Source organism: Nocardia mikamii NBRC 108933 (genome assembly GCF_001613505.1).
In the GTDB taxonomy this organism is placed as follows: Bacteria; Actinomycetota; Actinomycetes; order Mycobacteriales; family Mycobacteriaceae; genus Nocardia; species Nocardia mikamii.
This window is the reverse complement of record NZ_BDCM01000012.1, coordinates 269,347-289,522: the sequence shown is the minus strand read 5'-3', so window position 1 is coordinate 289,522 and position 20,176 is coordinate 269,347. Positions and strand designations below refer to the sequence as shown.

General features: G+C 68.6%; 12 protein-coding genes. 2 read left to right on the top strand and 10 right to left on the bottom strand.

Features of this window, described 5'->3' with window-relative positions; genetic code table 11:
* Position 1: 1 nt before the first annotated feature.
* The 3 genes from NMI01S_RS16230 to NMI01S_RS16220 form a co-directional block, all read right to left on the bottom strand.
* Complete coding sequence (locus NMI01S_RS16230) at positions 2 to 865, bottom strand: ABC transporter permease (protein ID WP_062998056.1); 864 nt, start codon at positions 863 to 865, stop codon at positions 2 to 4.
* Complete coding sequence (locus NMI01S_RS16225) at positions 865 to 1,722, bottom strand: MlaE family ABC transporter permease (protein ID WP_062998687.1); 858 nt, start codon at positions 1,720 to 1,722, stop codon at positions 865 to 867. Before NMI01S_RS16225 ends, NMI01S_RS16230 begins: the two co-directional genes overlap by 1 nt.
* 148 nt (positions 1,723 to 1,870) lie before the next feature.
* Complete coding sequence (locus NMI01S_RS16220) at positions 1,871 to 2,770, bottom strand: phosphotransferase family protein (RefSeq protein WP_063920751.1); 900 nt, start codon at positions 2,768 to 2,770, stop codon at positions 1,871 to 1,873.
* Between the two features lie 207 nt (positions 2,771 to 2,977).
* Between NMI01S_RS16220 and NMI01S_RS33745 the strand changes: the two genes are divergently transcribed.
* A complete protein-coding gene (locus tag NMI01S_RS33745) occupies positions 2,978 to 5,287 on the top strand; it encodes an MFS transporter (RefSeq protein WP_063920750.1) in 2,310 nt (769 codons plus the stop codon).
* 1 nt (position 5,288) lies between these two features.
* Here NMI01S_RS33745 and NMI01S_RS16210 read toward each other — a convergent pair whose 3' ends face one another.
* The 7 genes from NMI01S_RS16210 to NMI01S_RS16185 all read right to left on the bottom strand — a co-directional run bounded on the left by NMI01S_RS16210 (position 5,289) and on the right by NMI01S_RS16185 (position 13,150).
* Entirely contained in the window at positions 5,289 to 7,229 is a 1,941-nt protein-coding gene (locus NMI01S_RS16210) for a YhgE/Pip family protein (protein ID WP_062998054.1), read from the bottom strand.
* 3 nt (positions 7,230 to 7,232) lie between these two features.
* The gene (locus tag NMI01S_RS16205) at positions 7,233 to 7,910 is read right to left on the bottom strand and encodes an ATP-binding cassette domain-containing protein (protein ID WP_062998052.1); all 678 of its coding nucleotides are present in this window, start codon (positions 7,908 to 7,910) and stop codon (positions 7,233 to 7,235) included.
* A gap of 56 nt (positions 7,911 to 7,966) precedes the next feature.
* Positions 7,967 to 8,131, bottom strand: a complete 165-nt coding sequence (locus NMI01S_RS34870) for a hypothetical protein (protein ID WP_157126206.1) — start codon at positions 8,129 to 8,131, stop codon at positions 7,967 to 7,969.
* Between the two features lie 66 nt (positions 8,132 to 8,197).
* Entirely contained in the window at positions 8,198 to 8,896 is a 699-nt protein-coding gene (locus NMI01S_RS16200; protein WP_439956273.1) for a PAS and ANTAR domain-containing protein, read from the bottom strand.
* A gap of 112 nt (positions 8,897 to 9,008) precedes the next feature.
* Positions 9,009 to 9,956: a helix-turn-helix transcriptional regulator gene (locus NMI01S_RS16195; protein WP_062998048.1), complete on the bottom strand. Its 948-nt coding sequence runs from the start codon at positions 9,954 to 9,956 to the stop codon at positions 9,009 to 9,011.
* Positions 9,957 to 10,129: 173 nt separating this feature from the next.
* Positions 10,130 to 10,798, bottom strand: a complete 669-nt coding sequence (locus NMI01S_RS16190; protein WP_245716888.1) for an HAD family hydrolase — start codon at positions 10,796 to 10,798, stop codon at positions 10,130 to 10,132.
* A 132-nt stretch (positions 10,799 to 10,930) separates the two neighbouring features.
* Positions 10,931 to 13,150: an MMPL family transporter gene (locus tag NMI01S_RS16185; protein WP_062998045.1), complete on the bottom strand. Its 2,220-nt coding sequence runs from the start codon at positions 13,148 to 13,150 to the stop codon at positions 10,931 to 10,933.
* Between the two features lie 543 nt (positions 13,151 to 13,693).
* Between NMI01S_RS16185 and NMI01S_RS16180 the strand changes: the two genes are divergently transcribed.
* Positions 13,694 to 20,137, top strand: a complete 6,444-nt coding sequence (locus NMI01S_RS16180) for a type I polyketide synthase (RefSeq protein WP_062998044.1) — start codon at positions 13,694 to 13,696, stop codon at positions 20,135 to 20,137.
* Positions 20,138 to 20,176: the final 39 nt, after the last annotated feature.

Here is a 20,176-nt window from a genome sequence, read left to right as displayed (position 1 = left end):
GTCATCCGGTGAACGTGATGGGGGACTGGAATCCCCAGAGGACGATGGTGGTGAGCATGTCGAGCGCGATGATCGAGACGAGGCTGGCCCGGATCGCGCGCCCCGACCCGATGCCGACGCCCTCCGGGCCGCCGGTCGCGAAAAAACCTTGGTAGCAATGGATCAGGACGACCGCGACGGCGAAGACCATCACCTTCACGGTCGCGGCGATGACGTCCCAGCCCAGGACGAACTGATCGAAATAGTGGTTGTAGGTGCCGGCCGGTGTGCCGTGGATGGTGGTGACGATCAGCGCGCAGGACAGGTAGCTGAGTATCAGGGCGACCACGAAAGCCGGTGCGACGGCGATGATTCCGGCGATGACACGGGTGGTCACCACGAACGGCACCGACCGCACGCCGAGCGATTCGAGCGCGTCGATCTCCTCGGAGATGCGCATCGAGCCGATCTCCGCGGTCATCCGGCAGCCGGCCTGCGCCGCGAAGCCGACACCCGCCGCGATCGGCGCCAATTCCCGGGTCACCCCGAATGCGGAGATCAGGCCGCTGAGCTGGCCCAGTGCGAGCAGGTTGAGCGCGCTGAACGCCTCGATGCCGATGGAGGCGCCCATCGCCGCCCCGAGCAGCAACATCAGCGGGACCACTCCGCCGCCGATGACGACCGAACCGCGGCCCCAGGTCATATCGGTGATCACCACGACCGTCTGGCGTCGGTAGTGCCGCAGTGTGTACGGCAGCGACGACACCACCTGCCAGCCGAATCCGAGTGCGAAGCCGATCGATTCGAACGGCCGCAGCGGATGGGCGCGGCGTCCGAGGCGATGCACCCACCGCAGGCCCGCGGGCGCGTACGGGGTCGCGGTCATCAGGCCATCCTCACCGGGAAGAACATGGTGACCACCTGCGTGATCGCGGTATTGAGCACGGTGACCGCGGCGATCGACATGACCACGGCCGCGTTCACGCCGTCGGCCACACCGCGCGGGCCGCCCCCGGCTTCCAGTCCGCGCTGGCAGGCGATGATCACGACCAGGAACCCGAAGATCAGCGCCTTGATCAGCGACACCCAGATATCGAGGGTGGTGGTGAAGGCGCCGAAGGACTGCCAGTAACTGCCCGGCGTCACCCCGAGCGCGGCGACCGCGACGGCGAATCCGGAGGCGATACCGACCGCGATGATCAGGATGTTGAGCAGGGGAGCGACCAGCATCATCGCCGCGATGCGCGGCACGACCAGGCGCTGCACCGGATCGATGCCCATGACCCGCATGGCGTCGACCTCTTCGCGCACGGTCCGCGCGCCCAGATCGGAGGCGATGGCCGCCGAACCGGCGCCGCCGAGCATCATCGCGGCCGCCATCGGCGCGCCCTGTTTGATCACCCCCAGCCCGCCGGCCGCGCCGATCATCGAATCCGCGCCGAGTTGCGACACGATATTGCCGACCTGGGTGGAGACGATGACGCCGAACGGAATCGCCATCAGCACACTGGGAATCGCGGTGACCTTGATCAGAAACCATGCCTGCGTGAGGGTTTCGCGCGTCTGAAAGCGCATCCGCACCGTGTCGGCGAGGCCTACCCCGATCGCGTGGGAGCCCATCTGCAGCGCCCGGCCGAGCGTGGCGAGACTCGACAGCACCGTGTCGGAGAAGTTCCGGCGCAGTACCTGCGCCGCCCTGGGTTCCCGTCCCCCGAGGTGTGCATCCAGATCAGTGGTCGACATCGAACCTCCGTCCGCCGAACCATGCGGCAGAACGTACCATATGATCTGGACCACATTCCAGACACCAATCCAGATGGGTGCTCTGATCTGTGGGCAAGGGTCGGCAATCCGTCGGTGAAGGGGAAAACCGTGTGCTGTCCAGGCGGTTTCAGTGCAGGGGCAGCCAGCCCGGCCACTGCCGCGGACCTTCGTCGCCGCGGATGCAGCCCAGCCGCCACCGCGCCTGGTCGCGGTGAACGGGGTCCGCGACGGCGGCGCGGACCGCATCCATCGTCATCCGGAGCTCGAGGATGTCGCGCAGCAGGAAGAACCCCGGCCACCGGATGACGTCCAGATGGTAGGCGTCGCAGAACTGGGCGTACTGCGCGCTGGTGATCCAGCCCAGTGAGGCGTAGGCGATCGCGGTCGGCACCAGATCCCATTCCGGCGGGCCGATCGACAGGTTCTCCAGATTCAGCATCAGCACGTCGTCGTCGACGGTGGCGGCGAAATCGCGGCCCCATGCCTCGCCGTGGATGACGCACCACTGCATCCCGTTCGGCAGATCCGCCCACCGCCCGCGCAATTCGGTGAGATGGTCGTGCAGCCAGCGACGGTCCTCGCCGGTGAGCAGATCGGCGGTGTCGATCAATTCGGCGATTCCGCGAAACGGCTGCAGCTGGCCGAGGGTGAACGTCGTCGGCGGTGCCAGGCTGTGCAATCGGAGCAGCGCCGTGGCCATATCGTCCACGGCGCCGTGGTGGTACAGCGGCGGAACCTGCCAGAAGGTCACCGTCCGGCCCTGTATCTCGAGCGGTTGACGCACGTCGGGCAGGGTTCGCAGCGCGGCGACACCGGATGTGGTGAGCCAGCGGGCGGCCTCGATCTCCCGGCGCGCCTCGGGGCGATGATCCGGGTGGCTGATGCGCACCACGACCCCACTGGGCAACCGGTAACCGGTGCCGGCACCGAAGCGCACCTCCTGTGCGCCACCCGCTTCCATCCCGGCGCTCAAACACGCGGCGCGCAGAACGGACAGATTCCCGTTTCCAGCCAACTGTGTGGTCATGCGGTACCCGAGTTTCTGCCGACTCCCTCATCCTTGCCCTCATTGTGATCGATCGGGGGAGCGCCCGACGCGAATTCGAGCAACATCGTGGCTACCGATTGCTGAGGTCGAGATCACGTTCGCCCGGTCGGAGACTGCCTCACATGCCTGTTAAGGTTTCTAACCGGAGATTCACTCCGCTTCCGTCTCGTGGGGAGGAAACCACCCGTGGCGCGCGTCAAATCCCGCCCGCACTACAACGTCGTCTTCGCGGTGCTGCTGCTCGGCATCTCGGCGTACGCATTGCTGCAGTCGATGATCGTGCCGGTACTGGCCCTGCTGATCCCGGCCCTGCACACCACGCAGAGCACCGCGACCTGGTTGATGACCGGATATCTGCTCTCGGCCTCGGTGGCGACGCCGATTCTCGGGCGGATCGGCGACAAGGTCGGCAAGGAACGCATGCTCGTCGTCACCCTGGTCGCGCTGACGATCGGTTCGCTGATCGCGGCGTTGACCGAATCGGTCGGCGTGATGATCGTGGCGCGGGTGATCCAGGGCCTGGGTGGCGGCGTGATTCCGTTGGCGTTCGGCATCATTCGCGACGAGTTCCCGGCGAAGAAGCTGCACGGCGCGGTGGGGATCGCCTCCTCGCTCATCGCCGTCGGGTCCGGGCTGGGCCTGGTGCTGGCGGGCCCGATCGTCGAGCATCTGAATTACCACTGGCTGTTCTGGGTGCCGATGATCATCACCGCGATCGCCGCGGTGGCCGCGGTCGTGTTCGTGCCGGAATCGCCGGTGCGCAGTCCGGGCGATATCAATTGGGGCGCGGCGATTCTGCTGTCGGCCTGGCTGGTGGCGCTGCTGCTGGCGGTGAGCAAGGGCCCGTCGTGGGGCTGGGGCTCGGCGCTGACGCTGGGCCTGTTCGCGCTGGCAGTGCTGGCGGCGGCCGCCTGGATCGTGGTCGAGCTGAAATCGACCACGCCGCTGATCGATATGCGCACGATGCGGATTCCGGCGGTGTGGACGACGAATCTGGTGGCCGTGCTGACCGGCGCCGGAATGTACGCGATGATGACCTTCCTGCCACAGTTGCTGCAGACGCCGAAATCGGTGGCGGGATACGGGCTGAGCGCCGGCATCACCCAATCCGGGCTGTACATGCTGCCGTTGTCGGTGGCGATGTTCGTGATCGGCCTGTCGATCGGGCCGCTGGCGGCGCGGATCGGTCCCAAGGCGATCGTGCTGATCGGCAGTGTCATCGCCGTTCCGGCGTTCGTGATGCTCGCGGTCGGACACGACCACGGCTGGGAGATCTATCTGGCCGGTGCGCTGCTGGGTATCGGTATCGGACTGGCCTTCTCGTCGATGCCGGCCATCATCGTCGCCGCGGTGCCGCCCGCTCAGACCGGTGCGGCCACCGGGATGAACGCCAACGTCCGCACCGTCGGCGGTGCGATCGGCAGCGCGGTCTCGGCCGTGCTGCTGACCTCGGGCGCCACCACCGCGCACGGTCTGCCCGCGGATTCCGGGTATTCCCGGGTCTTCTGGTTCCTGGCCGGTGTATCCGTGCTCGCCGCGCTGGCGGCCCTGATCATTCCGTCGGTGCGCGCGCACGCGCCGCGGGCCGCCGCGGAGGGATCGGGCCGTGCGGAGCAGCCGGAACTCTCGGAACCGGAACTCGTTGCCGCGCACGACGGTAATGCGGTGGTCGCGGGAATCGCCGGTGTGTCGGCGCCGCAGGCGGTGGATATGGCGGGCGACGACCGGGCGATCGGCGGCAGCATCCGGCGGGAGAACGGCGGGCCGGTGCCGGACGTCGCGTTGACGCTGATCGACCAACGCGGACACCAGGTTTCACGCGCCACCGGTGGATCCGACGGTAGTTACCGCCTCCCCGCCCCGGCGCCCGGCGGTTATGTGCTGATCGCTTCCGCCGCCGCGCATCGCCCGGTCGCCGTCACCGTCGTCGTCGGCGCGGTGGCCCAGACCGTGGATCTGACGCTGCCGAGTTCCGGTGAGCTCACCGGCACCGTCCGCCGCGCCGGCGACGGGAAACCCGTTGCGGGAGCGACGGTTACCCTCACCGATCCGCGCGGGGAGGTGATCGGGGCGGCGGTCACCGGCGGCGACGGCGGCTACCGCTGCGGCGGTGTCGCGTCGGGCACCCACACCCTCGTCGTGGTCGCCGACCGGATGCACCCCGCCGCCGTCACCCTCACCATCCCCGACAGCGGACTGCTCCACCACGACGTCGACCTGGAACCGATGGCGACCCTGGCCGGGGCCGTGGAGGCGCACGGTAAGGCGGTCGCCAACGCGGAGGTGACCGTCCTGGACGCGAGCGGCGGCCGGATCTCCACCGCCCGCACCGACGGCAACGGCCGCTATGTGGTCTCCGACCTGCCGGCCGGTCACTACACCGTGGTGGCACGCGGATATCCGTCGGTGAGCAGCACCGTCACCGTCGGCGCGGGCCGGATCACCCACGATGTGGAACTCGGCTACGACGAGGCGGCATCTGTCGGCTGCGGCTGAATCAGGCCTCGATCTGCGGGTGCAGCCGGTTCACCGACCACACTCGTTGTCTGCGGACGACGAGTGTGGTCGCGCCCAGGAAGAGGACGAGGAATCCGGCCAGCACGACCAGGTCGCGAACGAGGTTGCCGGTGAGCCCGCCGGAGATGCCGACGCGCAGACCGTCGACGACATAGGTCATCGGGATGAGCGGATGGACGGCCCGGAACGGGGCCGGGGTGGTTTCGATCGGATAGAGGCCACCGCAGGCGGTGAGCTGAATGATCAACAGCGCCAACGACAGTGCCTCACCGATCGCGCCGAGCGCGACGCGCAGGAAGTGATCGATCGCCACGAATGCCGCCGCGGCCAGGATCAGCAGTCCGCCCACCCAGACCGGATGCAGCGGATCGAGTCCGAGCCCCAGTTGCACGACGAGGTAGAGCAGCAGCCCACCGGCCGCGGCGATGAGGGCGACCGGAAGCCATCCGGCCGCGGCGACGGTGAGCGCGCCGACGCGCCCGGCCAGTGCGCGCAGGTTGAGCGGACGGATGAACAGGTAGGCGAGCAGGCCGACCACCCACAGCGCGATCGCGAAGAAGAACGGTGCGAATCCGCGCCCGTACACACCGGCGGGATGCAGGTTGTCCATGGTGATGCCGACCGGTGAGCCGAGTACGTCGGCGGCCGCGGCCGTCTGCTCGGGGCTGGTGTCCGGGATCTTGGTGACGGCGCCGTCGACCACCCGGGTGATGTCGGCGGCGCCGGAATTGAGCTGATCCGCACCCGTCTGCAGCGTCCGGCTGCCCGCCTCGAGCGCCCCGAGCCCGGCGCCGATATGGGCAGCCCCGCCGCCGATGGTGCGCGACGCCGCCGTCAGTGCCTGCAGTGGTGCCGCGGCCCCGGCGACAGCTTGGCCGACTGTTCCTGCGCTGCTCTGTAATTCGCTCGCCTGCGCGGCGGCCTGCTGCGCGGAGGTCTGTGCCTGGTCCGCGGTGGTGTTCGCGGTGGTGGCGGTCTGGGCGAGAGTCTGCGCGTTGCGGCGGGCGGTGCCCAGCAGGGGATCGAGCGCGAATTCCGGGTGGGCGGAGGCGAATTGGTCCAGCGCGGTCGAGCCGTCGGTGGCGGTCCGGCTGACGATGCCGGTGGCATCGCGGACCAGACTCAAACTCTGCGCGGCGGCCGAGGTGGCGTTGGCGACCGTGCCCGTCGCGGCGGGCAGTGTGGCCACACCCGCGTTCGTGATCGCGGTGATCGCCTGATCGGCGCGGGTGCCGGCGTCGGCGAGCTGCTGTACGCCCTCGGTGATCGATGCGGCGCCGGTCTGTGCGGCGGTGATGCCCTGGGTCAGCGCGGCGCTGCCCTGTTGTGCGAGCACCGTCGCGTCGAGCAGTTTGTGCGCGCCGGCCGAGGCGATCTGCAATTGCTGTTTCACCTGGGACAGATCGCCGTAGATGGCGGTGGCGTAGGCGGCGTGGGCGGCGGTGTCGATCTGGCTCTGCAGTTCGGTTTTCGCGGTTTGCGCGACGATGCCCACGATGTAGTTGTTCGCGTCGTTGAGCGTGATTCCCATGGTGGCGCGTTCGGGGATCGGGTTCTGCGCGGTGGCCAGTTTGTGGCTGAAGTCCGGCGGCACGGTGATCGTGAAGTAGTAGCGGCCGTGGCGCAGACCGTCCAGCGCCTCGTCGGCATCGACGAAATTCCAGGCGAAGGCTCCCGACGCCTGCAGTTGTTGCGTGAATTGCTTTCCGGCGTCGATCATCTGGCCGTTGGCCACGGCGGGCCGGTCCTGGTTCACCACCGCGACCGGGATCTGATCGGTGCGCCCGTAAGGGTCCCAGTTCGACCACAGATACAGCGCCCCGTACAGCAGCGGAATCATCGCCAGCCCGATCGGGACCAGTCGGCGCATCGGTGCCCGGAAGCGGCGAAATTCCAACAGGGCCAGGCGAACCGCGGTCATCGCTCACTCCTCCGGCAGGGGGATCTGGTCTCGCTGGGTCGGGTGCGGCAGGTCGATCACCGCGGCGGAGTCGTCGAGGGACGGTGGCGGAATCGTCGTCGTCGCGACCACGGTGCAGCCCAGTCCGGTGAGAGTGCGCAAGGCATCCCAGATACGTTCGGCGTCCGTGTCGTCGCAGCCGCGCTCGACGTCGTCGACGACGATCGCGCCCGGTTGTTCGGCCGCCGCCAACGCCACGGCGAGCAGGGTCTGCTCACGCGGCGGCAGTTCCGCCACGGTCGCCGTCGCGGGCGCGTCGACGCCGAGCAACGTCAGGGCATCACGGATGCCGGCCTTTCCGATTCGCGGCCCGCCGATCATCATCCGCTCGGTGACGATATCGCCCACGCGCAGTTCGTCGTCGAGGCCGACCGCCGGCTCCGCCCGTGCCACCGCGACGAGTTGCCGGACCCGTGCGCCGTCGGCGGGCAACCGGTAACCACCCACTGCGACACTGCCGGCCACCAATCGCATCCGTCCCGCCACCGCCAGCAGCAGCGAGGTCCGGCCGGATCCCGAGGGCCCGGCCACCACACCCAGCCGGCCGGCCGCGACATCCACCGACACCCCCGCGAACGCGCATCCCCGTGCTCCGCGAGCCGTGATGCCGCGCGCGATGATCTCTACACCGTGAAAAGCCATCGGGGCGAGACTAACCCGTGCACCCTGGCCCCCGTCCGCAGCGACATCCCCGCGGTTCAGCCCAGCACCGCGAACAGCACCACGATGACGACCAGCACGATGACCATGGTGACGATCAGCAGGAGCGGGCTCTTGCGGTTGGTCACGGGCGAGTCGCTGAGCGAGATGTCCTCGCGCTCCGGATTCGCGGGCCGGCTCTGATCATCGAATCGTTCGGACATCGAGCACCTCCGGGTCTGCGAGCGGTCGCTGCGTAATACCCGGCCGGTGCGTCGGCAAACTCGCCGCTAGCCGCCGACCTTCGACCTCGGGATGCGGGTGTGCACGGTGAGCAGCAGGTGATCGAAGGCGGTGATGGTTTCCGGGGCCGGCGGCGCGACGAGGGGAAGTTCCTCGATGATCTGGGCGGCGAGGTCGCGCAGTTTGGTGTTGGTTTCCTGCGAGCGCCACGCCAGCACCTTGAAGGCCTGCTCGGCGTTGATGCGGTACATCCGCATCAGCACGCCCTTGGCCTGTTCGATCACCGCGCGGTTCTCGATCACGTCGGGCAGAGTGGCCGACAGTGTTTCGCGCTCGTTCTCGGCAAGGGTGTCGGTGAGGTCGATGTAGAAGCCGGCGGTGGCGGCGACCTGTCCGGCGTCGTCGTAGATCCGGTCGGCGACGACCATCACGTTGTGCACCGCACCCGCCGTGTCGACGAAACGATGCCGGCTGGAGAACGATTCGCCCAGTTCGATCGCGCGGGCGATCGTTTTGGCGACTTCCTCGCGATCGTCGGGATGCTTGTGTGCGAGGAGCAGTTCCGTCGTCGGCACTACTCCGCCGGGCGTATAGCCGTGCATGCGATACACCTCTTCCGACCACTCCCAGCGGCGGGTGGCGAACCAGAACCGGAACGACCCCACTCTCGGCATATTGCCGGCGGTGTCCGAGCGGGGCTCGGGTGCCGCATGGTCGCGAAGGGAGTCGGTTCTATGCACAAGCATCATTATGTTCACGGGATGGGCCCGCTGCCGTTGTTCGAACGCACAGTGGACTGAACCGTTCGTTTTCCGTCCTGAGGCGGCCCAGCGCCGGAATATGCCCCGGTCCCAGCGCTCAGCCGGCGAGCGCGGTGGCGGGGGAGCGTCCGTAGTGCCGGCGGTAGAGCGCGGCGAAACGACCGGGGTGGCCGAAGCCCCAGGTGGCGGCGATGGCGGCGACGCTGTCGCCGTCGTGGGCACTGCCCGCGATCAGGTCTTCGTGGGCTCCGCGCAGCCGCATGCGCTTCAGATACGCCGTGGGTGTCGTGTCGAGGTGGCGGCGGAAGGCGATCTGCAACGCCCGCACGGTCACGTAGGCAGCCGCGGCGATGTCGGTGACGGCGATGTCGTCGTGGATATGGGATTCCATGTAGGCCACCGCGCGGCGCACCGTCAGCGGATGCGCGTCCCGGCGATCGAGGGGGCTCGCCTCCAGGCCGGCGGTGGTCGGAAACGTGTGCAGCACGGTCGCCGCCAGGTATTGCGACGCCGTGGCCGCCACCAGCGGTGGCACGTCACCGTCGTACGACGCGGCGAGCTGGTGCATATGGGTGATCACCGCGGTGAGTCGGTGACCTGCCTCCGGGGTCACGGCGCGATGGCCCGCGAGAGCTACCTCTCCGTCCTCGGGCCGATTCGGGGAGGCGACGCGAGTGAGCAGTGCGGGATCGAACATCGTGATCGTGTAGCGAGCCTGGTGGATGATTCCGGAATACGGCAGATCCGGCGGGGTCAGAACTCCGATTTCGCCCGGCCCGAAGGTATCGGTGCCGACGTCGACGTAGTTCTCCTCGACAGATCCGGATTCGACACCGACCAGGCAGATCTTGTTCAAGGGATCAGCGTCGTAGCTCATGTCGAATCCGAGTTCGAGCCGGTCGAGACTCACCCCGCCCAGCGTCTCGCGCGCGATCCGGCTGCGGACCGGCGCCTCGGTGGTATTGCCGATCTCCATGGTCGTGTAGTTCCGATTCAGGAACTGCTCGGTCGCGGCCAAGCTGTCGCTGTCGAACTCTACTGTCATCGGTCGGTGATCCTCCGCTGTGCCACTGCCACTGCTCCGGGCACGGTCGCCTGGTCCAGGCCGCGCCGTGCGGACTACGAAGCCTACTTGTCCATGGTGTTGCGGCGCCGCGCGTCGTGTCATCCGGTGGTGACATGTTTCTCGAGGCGGTAACGAATTCGCGCCGGAAACGATCAGAGAAGGGACGCCAGCGGGCTGCGGTGCAGGTCACGGCGCAGGTGCGCGACGTCGTCGCAGACGAACGCCGCGCCGTCGGCCTCGAGCTCGCCGCGGGAGATACCGCCGCTCAGGACACCGATCGCGGGAACGCCGAGCTTCGTGCAGGCGCGCATGTCCCAGACCGTATCGCCGACGAACACCGCTCGCTGCGGCGTGACACCGGCCCGGTCCAGGGCCACCTGGACGATGGTCGGATCGGGTTTGGCCGTCTCCACGTCTTCGGCCCCGGTCACCGCGTACAACACCGACTCGCTGTCGAGCAGATCGCGCAGCCGGGCCAATTCGTCCGGCGGTGCGGATGTGGCGAGGACGACGCGCAGGCCCGCATCGTGCAGATGGCGCAGGATCTCGCGGGCGCCGGGCAGCAGGGTCAGTTCGCCGGCGCGCTCGAGGTAGTAACGGCTGTGCAGGTCGCTGGCGGTGTCGGCGGTCTCGCTGTCGAGATCGGGGGCGAGGGTGCGCAGCAGTTCGTCGCCGTCCATGCCGATACCGCGGTGGATCCGCCAGGTCGGCACCTCCGCGTCGACCTCGCGGAAGGCACGATGCCAGGTCACGGCATGCAGATAGTTGGAGTCGACGAGCGTGCCGTCGATGTCGAAGAGTACGGCTGCGGGTTCGGGCACGGCATCTCCTTCTCTCCGGTACAAGCCTGCGCGACGAGCCATTCGAGAGCAGAAGCCACTGTACTCACGAGGCGCCGCTGCGGCGTGCGGCTCGGTTCGACGGTCTCTGCCCGGAGGCGTCCCCCGACGAGCTCACCGAGTGCCGCCCACCGCCGCGGGCACACTGTCCGTGTCCGCGAAAGGCGCTGTCCTGTCGCCGTTTTCGTGTTCCGTGCTCGACCCCGGTACGCGGCGCAACCAGCGCGGTGCCCACCAGCAGACATCGCCGAGCAGGCGCATCGTCGCCGGAACCAGCAGCACTCGCAGAATGGTGGCGTCGATGAGCAGGGCGGCGACCATGCCGAATGCGATGTACTGCATCATCACCAGGTCCGACAGCGCGAAGGCGCCGGTGACGACCAGCAGGATCAGGGCGGCGGCGGTGATGATGCGCCCGGTGTGGGCGACCCCGGCGCGAATCGCCTCGTGGGTGGACGCGCCCGCGGCCCGGGCCTCGACCATGCGCGAGAGCAGGAATATCTCGTAGTCGGTGGACAGCCCGTAGATCACCGACACGATCACCACCAGCACCAGCGACATGATCGGCTGCGGGGTGAAGCCGAGCGGTCCGGCGCCGTGCCCGTCGATGAAGATCCAGGTGAGGATTCCGACCGTGGACCCGAGCCCGAGCAGATTCAACGCGGCCGCCTTCAACGGCAGCACCAGCGAGCGGAAACTCCATGCCATCAGGGCGGTGGTGGCGAGGAAGACGAGGGCGACCACCAGCGGTATCCGGTCGACGAGTGCGTCGATACTGTCCTTCTCGATGGCGGGCTGACCGCCGACGAGCAGGGTGGCGCCCTTCGGCAGTGGCATCGAGTGCAGGTAATCGATCGCCGCATCCTTGTCGGCGGTGGATGCGAGCACCGTTTGCGTGGTGAACACGCTCGACTGCGCCGGCCGCTGCAGCCAGGTCGGGAAGGGCGCCGCGAGACCCGGGGCGTGGCCGGCCTCGGCGAGCACGGTCTCCTTGGCGGCGGGATCGTAGGTGATCAGCACCAGATCGATCGGGTTGATGCGGCGCAGCGGGAAGATCTCGTCGAAGTGCTGCTGCGCCAGTCGGGTCGGATGATCCGGTGGCAGGAAGCGTTCGTTGATGGCGCCGAAGGCCAGGTCCCGGATCGGCGCGATCAGCACCAGCAGTCCGATGACCACCGAAACCGCCACGAACAGCGGTCTTTTCATGACGCGGTCGGCGATCCGTCCCCAGAGATTGTCCGGAACCCGGCCCGGCGGTGTGGTCCGGCGGAACCAGGACACGCCGAAGCGGTCCACCCGGTGGCCGAGCACCGCCAGCATCGCGGGCAGCAAGGTGATCGTGGTGAACGCGGCCAGCGAGATAGTGATGATGGCGCCGTAGGCGAACGAACGCAGAAAGCCCTGCGGGAATACGAGTATTCCGGCGGCGGCCACGGCCACGATGGTCGCGGAGAACACCACCGTGTGGCCCGCGGTCGCCACGGAACGCCGGACCGCGTTGTCGACGTCACGACCGTCGGCGAGTTCATCGCGGAACCGGCTCAGCACGAACAGCCCGTAATCGATGGCCAGGCCCAGCCCGACCATCGAAACCACCGGCGAGACGAAGGAATTGACCTCGGTGACGGTGGTCAGCAGCCGGATGAGGCCCCAGGCGCCGAGCACGGTGAGCCCGCCGACGATCAACGGCAGCGCCGCCGCCACCACCCCGCCGAAGAGGAAGAACAGCAGCACCGCCACCGCGGGAATCGCGAACAACTCCATGCGCTGCTGATCGTGGGCCATGGTGTCGTTCAGCGCGCCGGCCACCGCCTGCCCGCCGGCGACCTCCATATCGACGCCGGGAACATCGAAGGCGTGCGCGACGGCGCGGAAGTTGCGCATCTGCTCGGTGGGGTCGTCGCCGTGGATGGCGATGGAGGCGAAGGCGTGCTCACGGTCCGCGGAGCCGAACATATCCGGAACCGCCACACCCGTTGTGGTGGGCCAATATGCGGCGTTCACCCGATCGATCTGCCCGGGGAAGCGCTCCGGCAGACTGTCGAGGGCGGCGACGATCGGCGCGGCGAAGGCCGGATCGTCGATCGTCGTGCCGGGCGGGGCGTGATACAGCACGACCACATCGGCACTGTGGTCGCGACCGAAGATCTCCTCGTGCACGTGCGCGGCTCGCACCGATTCCGAGGACGGATCGTCCCAGCCGCTGGAGCTCAGATGTCCGCCGAGGCCGAGGCCGTACCAACCCAGGGCGAGCAGGCCGGTCACCAGCACGCCGATCACCGTGAACCGCCGGCGCAGCACGAGATCGGCCCAGTGATTCGATTCGGCGGACAAGTGCCGGCTCCCAACTGTTTGCGCGGATCGGTTCGGCTGTCGTTTCGCGACGCTCGTCGCGAGACCGGGCCTGCGGTTTCGACGGAATTTCCGGAAATTAACCGCCGCGTTGTCGTGGGGACGGCCGACAGCTGCCTCGAGAAATGAGCGTTCGAGGAAAGATAGGACGCTTTACGCGCGAATTCGGCCGGCGTACAGCAATTTTCCGACGGATCATAATCGCGGTGCGGCAGTCTTGTGAGCGGTGAGCAGAGCCCGCGGCCGCACCAGGCCGCAACGCCGGGAATTGTACCGAATATCGTTGCGTCCTAACGATTTCAGAGACCGAGTGGTCGGCGTGGAACACGGCGGGACGGCGGCTGGGCGGGTTCACAAAACCGCCGCACGCGGTTGGTTGGAGGGTCCAAAAGTGGAGTGAATCTCTTCCATCTCCGATCACGGTCAATAGCGTGGGCGCCATCGGTCAATGCCCAGGACCGCAGAGAGACGAGTGAGTCGCCGAGATCAGCCGGTGGCCTCTGAACGCGAGACCGGAGGATATTCGTGTCGGATATTGCAATTGTGGGTATCGGCTGTCGATTCGCGGGCGGAATCGACTCGCCCGAGACATTCTGGGACTTCGTGGTCGACAAGCGCGACGGCGTGGTCGAGATGCCGGCGGATCGATGGGACTACCGCAGGTACTACGACCCCGAACCCCGCACCCCGGGCCGCAGCTACACCAAGCGCGGCGCCTTCATGACCGCCGACCCGTGGCAGTTCGACCCCGACTTCTTCGGGATCTCCCCGCGCGAGGCGACGGTGCTGGACCCGCAGCAACGCCTCATGCTGGAGGTGACGTGGGAGGCGCTCGACGACGCGGGGATGGCCGGGCGCGCGGCCGGTTCCTCGGTCGGCGTGTACGTCGGCGGATTCGTGGTCGACCAGTCCGTGATCGGCGTGGTCGGGCCGGCGCTGTTCCACACCGATATGCACACCCCGGCGAGCGCGTCCTACACGATGCTGTCGAATCGAATCGCCTACGCGCTCAATCTGGTCGGGCCCGCGCTCACCGTCGACACCGCCTGCTCGTCGTCACTGGTCGCGTTCCATCTGGCCTGCCAGGCCCTGGACAACGACGACTGCCGGGTGGCCCTGGCGGGCGGCGTGAACGTGATGCTGCAGCCGGAGACCTTCGTGCTGATGTGCAAGGGCGGCTTCCTCGCCGCCGACGGCCGCTGCAAATCCTTCGACGCCTCCGCCGACGGATACGGCCGCGGCGAGGGCGCCGGCATGGTGGTGCTGAAGAAGCTCGACGACGCCGTGCGCGACGGCGACCGCATCTACGCGGTGGTCAAGGCCACCGGCTCGAATCAGGACGGGCGCACCACCGCCATCACGGTGCCGAATGTCGATTCCCAGGAGGCGCTGGCCCGCACCGTCTGCGAACGGTCGGGCCTGGCGCCGCAGTCGATCACCTACCTCGAGGCGCACGGCACCGGAACCCTCGTCGGCGACCCGGTCGAATTGCGCGCGCTCGGAAAGGTTTTCGGCGCACCTGCCGGACGTACCGAGTCGGTCGGCGTGGGATCGGTGAAGGCGACGATCGGCCACACCGAGGCCGCCGCCGGAGTCGCCAGCGTGATCAAGGCGGCGCTGGCCATCACACACCGCACCTTGCCCCCGCAGGGCTGGCTGGACAAGCCGAATCCCGACATCCCCTTCGAGGAACTGGGCCTGCACGTGCAGACCGAGGCGCAACCGCTGCCTGCCGACGCCGGCCCGATGTCGGTGGCGGTCAACGGTTTCGGCTACGGCGGAACCAACGCGCACGCGATTCTGCAGGAGTACGCCGGTCCCGCACCGGCGTCCGCCGGACCCCACCGCCACCTCGGCATTCTGCCCATCTCGGCTCGCAGCACCGCGGCGGCCCGCGCGCTGGCCGGACGATTCGCCGATCTGATCGCCGCGGGGGCCGACCCCGATCATCTCGCCGAGGCCGCATGGACGCGGATGGCGCACCACGCGTTCCGCACGGGCGTGCTGATCGGTGACTCCACCGAGGAGTTGGTGCGCGAGCTGCGCGGCTACGCGGCGGGCGAGGGGCGCGACGCCTCGCGCACCATCGTCTCGCGCGCGCCCGAACCGGTGTTCGTGTTCTCCGGAATGGGCCCCCAGCACTGGCGCATGGGGCGGGAACTGCTCGCGGCCGGTGGCGTGTTCGCCGCCACCGCGGCCGAGATCGATGCCGAGTTCCACGCCCTCGCGGGGTGGTCGATCGTCGAGGAACTGCGCAAACCGGAGGACGAATCCCGGGTCACCAGTACCGAAGTCGCGCAACCGGCCAACTTCCTCGTCCAGGTCGGCCTCGTGCGCGAGCTGGAGCAGTACGGCATCACGCCGGCCGCCATCGTGGGCCACAGCGTGGGCGAGGTGTCGGCGGCGTATGTGAGCGGGATGCTGTCGCTGCGCGACGCCGTGCGCGTGGCCTACCATCGCGCCCGCCTCCAGGCGACCACCGCGGGCACCGGCGGCATGCTCGCGGTGGGACTGCCGAAGGACAGGGCCCTCGAATTGATCGGCGACGATCCGGGCATCGATATCGCCGCGGTCAACAGCCCCAGCGCCGTCACCCTCTCCGGCGATGTCGAACGGCTGGACCTACTGGCCGAAAAGCTCACCGAGGAGGGCGTTTTCGCTCGCCGCCTGCGCGTCGAGGTGCCCTACCACAGCCGCCTGATGGAACCGATCGAAGCCGAATTGCGGTCGGTGCTGGCCGATCTCGCGCCGCAGACCCCGACCGTGCCGCTGTATTCCACGGTGACCGGTATGCGGGTCTCCGAGGCCGATTGGGACGCGTCCTACTGGTGGTCGAATGTGCGGCAGCCGGTCCGGTTCTTCGATGCCGTCGGCGCCCTGGTCGGTGCGGGTCACCGGATCTTCCTCGAGGTGGGGCCGCATCCGGTGCTCTCGGGCAATATTCGCGAAGCCCTGCTCGGCGCCGATGTGCAGGGGACGACGGTGCCGACGCTGGACCGCGAACAATCCGACGCCGACAGTCTGCGCCGCACCCTGATCGGCCTGCACGCCGCGGGCGTCCTCGACCGCGATCTGCTGTTCCCGCCCGATCGCCCGGCCACCCCGCACCTGCCTCTGCCGCGCTACCCGTGGCAGCGCACCCGCCTGCACTCGGCACTGCCGCTGTTCGAACAGGCCCGCCTCGGCACGCCCGGCGGGTACGCCATGCTCGGCGATCCCGATGTCGAAGGCCGGCCGGAATGGCTGCTGCAGGTCGGCACCGAATTGCTGCCGTGGCTGTCGGATCACGTGGTCAACGGCATCAAGATCATGCCCGGCGCCGCGTATCTGGACGCGGCGCTGAGTGCCACCAAGTCACGGATCGGCTCGGAACAGGTTGCGCTGGAGGGAGTTCGGTTCGTCGCGCCGCTGATCATGGGCGCTCCGGACGTGCCGCTGGTGGCGCTGAGTATCGAGGAGGCCAGCGGCCGGTTCCTGATCAGGTCGCGCAGTGCCACCGGCACCGCGTGGACGGTGCACGCCTCCGGGCGCACCCTCACCGGCAGCCACGAGCAGACCACGGTCGCCGTTCCGGAGATCGAGGTCGGCATCGACGTCGATCCCGCGATGTTCTACACCGGCCTGGCCGCGGCCGGACTGCAGTACGGGCCGTCGTTCCGGCGGGTCACCTCGGTGCGCGTCGGCCGTGATGTGGTGGTGGCGACCGTCGACGGCACGATCGCCGCGGACTCCGGCCATCTGGCGCATCCGGCGGTCGTGGACGCCGCCATGCAGTGTGCGGCCATGCTGTTCGCCGACGAACGCATCGACGAGGGCGTGATGGTTCCGGTGGGCGTCGGCGCGGTGCGGTTGCTCGCGGCGCTGCCCGAGACGGTGACGGTGGTCGCCCGGCGCGATCCGAACGCTCGGTTGCGCGCCGATGTGGATCTGCTCGACGCCGACCACAGATTGGTCGTCCGCCTGTCCGGCCTGCAGATCGGCGCGCTGCGGCCCGGCGACGATCCGCTGCACCGGATGGCCGACTTCTACTACACCGAGACCTTCGAGGAACGCGATCCGATCGACCCGGCCGCGCTGGCCGAGGCCGGGTCGGTGAGTACCGTGGTGGTCCGCCTGGGGGAGACCGCCCGGGCCGACCGGTTGGTAGCCGCACTGGCGAATTCCCGTCTGCACGTGGTGGATTCGACCGGCCCCGAACTGGAATCGGCGCTCGTCGAGCAGTTGCGCGCGGCCCGGGACGAACCCGCTCGGCGGTTGCACATCTGTGTGGTGGCCGGTGCTGTCGCCGACGACGTGGCCGACTTGTGGACGCTCAAGCGCATCGCGGTAGCGATCGCCGACTTCGTCGAGCCGCCCAGCGAAAACGGCACGCCACAAACGATTTTCGGCGACGGCCTGGTGCACTGCACGCTGGTCACCGAATCCGCCTTCGCCCTGCCGGGCAGTCCCGTCCCGCCCGACACCGGACAGGCCGCACTGGCCGGCGCCCGGCGGGTGCTGCTCAACGAGCAGACCGCCCTGCGATGGCGGCTCGTCGACATCGAACCCGCCACCCCGATCGCCGATCTCGTGGCGGAGCTGGCGGTGCCCGGCGCCTTCTCCCTCGACAACAGCGACGAGGTCCTGCTGCGCGACGGTAAACGCTGGGCGACGGTGATCACCAAACCGCTGCCCGAGCGCCTGGAAGCCTTGGAAACCTCGGCGCCGCTGACCGATCCGGACGCCAACTTCGAACTCGACATGCCGCGTACCCGGCTGCTGTCGGCACTGGCGTGGCGGGAATGCCCGCGGGTGGCGCCGGGCCCCGGCGAGATCGAGATCCGCATGCAGGTCATCGGTTTGAACTACAAGGATCCGCTGAAGGTCATCGGGCTGCTCGGCGAACGGGAGCTCGCACCCACGTATTTCGGCACGGTGCCCGGTATGGAGGGCGTCGGCACCGTGGTCCGGGTCGGGCCCGGCGTCGAGGGCGTCAGCGAAGGTGATCTGGTCGGTGTGGCCGCCAAGGGCATGATGCGCCGCTTCGCGGTCGTGGACCGGCAGCTCGCGGTCGTCCTGCCCGAGGGCACCGATCCCGGGCACTGCACCAGCATCATCGCCTTCGGCACCGCCGAATACGCCCTGCTGGATCTGGCCCGGCTGGAACCGGGGGAGACGGTGCTCGTGCACGGCGCGGCCGGTGGTGTCGGCACCGCCGCGATCCAGGTCGCCAAGGCGCGCGGCGCCACCATCATCGGCACCGCCAGCACCCCGGAGCGGCGCGCGCACGTACTGGCGATGGGCGCGGACTACGCGGTGAATTCACGCTCGCTGAACTTCGTCGACGAGGTCGCCGCGATCACCGGCGGCGCGGGCGCGGATGTGATCGTCAGCAGCGCACCCGGTGAGATTCTGCGCCAGAACTTCAACGCCGCAGCCGAATTCGGCCGCATCGTCGAGGTCGGCAAGGCCGACATCTACACCGGCGGGCTGCTGGAACTGGCCAATTTCGACAAGAACCTGTCGTACTTCTCGATGGACCTGGACCGCCTCGTCAAAGTGAAGCCACAACGACTCGCGGCTCTGCTGCAACGCGTGTTCGAGAAGGTCACCGAGGGCACCTACCGGCCCCTGCCGTACCACATGTTCGACACCGCCGAGGTGAGCAAGGCGTTCGAGGAGACGCTGCGCTCGTCGCGGCCGGCGCGCATCGCGCTGCGCATGGACGCACCCGAACCGCCGGTGCGCCCGCATCTGCCCGATGTCGAGATCAGCGACACCGCAACGTATCTGATCACCGGCGGCTTCGGTGGTTTCGGTCTGGCGATCGGCCGCTGGCTGACCTTGCGCGGTGCGCGGCGGCTCGTGCTGGCCGGGCGGCGGGGCGCGACCACGGAGGAGGCGCGTCGTCAGCTCGAGGCGTGGCGCGCGATCGGGATCGAGATCGTCGAGGAACTGCTCGACGTGACCGAGCCCGGCGCGGTCGCCGATGCCGTCGAGCGCATCCACACCGCGGACCATCCGCTGCGCGGGGTGTTCCACGCCGCGGGCGCGGTCGCCGACAACAACCTCGCCAAGATGGAACGCGGCCAGCTCGAACAGGTCTATCTGCCGAAAGTGCTGGGCGCGCAGGTCGTGCACCGGGCCGTCGCCGAGGCGGGTATCGATCTCGACATGTTCGTGCTGTGCTCCTCGGGCGGGTCGATGTACGGCATCTACGGCCAATACAGTTACTGCGCGGCCAATGTCGCGGTCGAATCGCTGGCGCTGCGCTGGTCGGCCGCGGGGGAGCGGGCGTTGTGCGTCGGCTGGGGTCACCTGTCCGGTGCCGGCGGTATGGCGGCGAACGAGACCTCCGAGAAATATCTCGACCTGGTCGGATTCGGCCCGATCGATATGGGCGACGCCACCGCCTACCTGGAGCAGACCCTGCGCCTGGGCGCGACGCGGGTCGCGATCATCCCGACCGACTGGGCCAAGCTCACCGGCACGTTCCCGCAGCTGGCGCGCACCGGTCGCACCGCCGCACTGGCCCGGGCCTCGGCGAAGGACACCTCCGAGCTGGCCCGGCTGCGCGAGGAGCTGGCCGCGATGGAGGAATCCAAGCGCGGACCGCATATCGCCCGGCTGATGGCCGGCGAACTGGCCGTCGTCATGGGCGTGGACGTCGACACCATCGATATGACGATCCCGGTGCCGGAGCTGGGCCTGGATTCGCTGATGGCGGTCGAACTCGGCGCCCGGGTCACCAAGACGCTCGGCATCGACCTGATGTCGCTGCAGATGGGGCGCTCGTTCAGCCTGGAACAGGCCGGGCCGAAAGTGGCCGAACTGATCCTGGCGCACGAACCCGGCGGCGCCCAACCGGATCCGGCGGCCTTGGCCGCGGCGGTGGACGACGCCGCTCCGAACGGTTCCCAGCCCGCGCCCGAGTCGAACGCGCACGCCGCGCCGGCCGATGCGGTCGCGGAGATGGCGGGGGTCAGCTGATGGCCCGCCGTTTCGGTGCCCGCCGGTGGAAGTGAGATA

What these genes read in the sequence shown, in the direction of transcription:
- NMI01S_RS16230 (WP_062998056.1), bottom strand. Translation starts at nt 865, where the DNA reads ATGACCGCGACCCCGTACGCGCCCGCGGGCCTGCGGTGGGTGCATCGC.
- NMI01S_RS16225 (WP_062998687.1), bottom strand. Translation starts at nt 1,722, where the DNA reads ATGTCGACCACTGATCTGGATGCACACCTCGGGGGACGGGAACCCAGG.
- NMI01S_RS16220 (WP_063920751.1), bottom strand. Translation starts at nt 2,770, where the DNA reads ATGACCACACAGTTGGCTGGAAACGGGAATCTGTCCGTTCTGCGCGCC.
- NMI01S_RS16210 (WP_062998054.1), bottom strand. Translation starts at nt 7,229, where the DNA reads ATGACCGCGGTTCGCCTGGCCCTGTTGGAATTTCGCCGCTTCCGGGCA.
- NMI01S_RS16205 (WP_062998052.1), bottom strand. Translation starts at nt 7,910, where the DNA reads ATGGCTTTTCACGGTGTAGAGATCATCGCGCGCGGCATCACGGCTCGC.
- NMI01S_RS34870 (WP_157126206.1), bottom strand. Translation starts at nt 8,131, where the DNA reads ATGTCCGAACGATTCGATGATCAGAGCCGGCCCGCGAATCCGGAGCGC.
- NMI01S_RS16200 (WP_439956273.1), bottom strand. Translation starts at nt 8,896, where the DNA reads ATGCTTGTGCATAGAACCGACTCCCTTCGCGACCATGCGGCACCCGAG.
- NMI01S_RS16195 (WP_062998048.1), bottom strand. Translation starts at nt 9,956, where the DNA reads ATGACAGTAGAGTTCGACAGCGACAGCTTGGCCGCGACCGAGCAGTTC.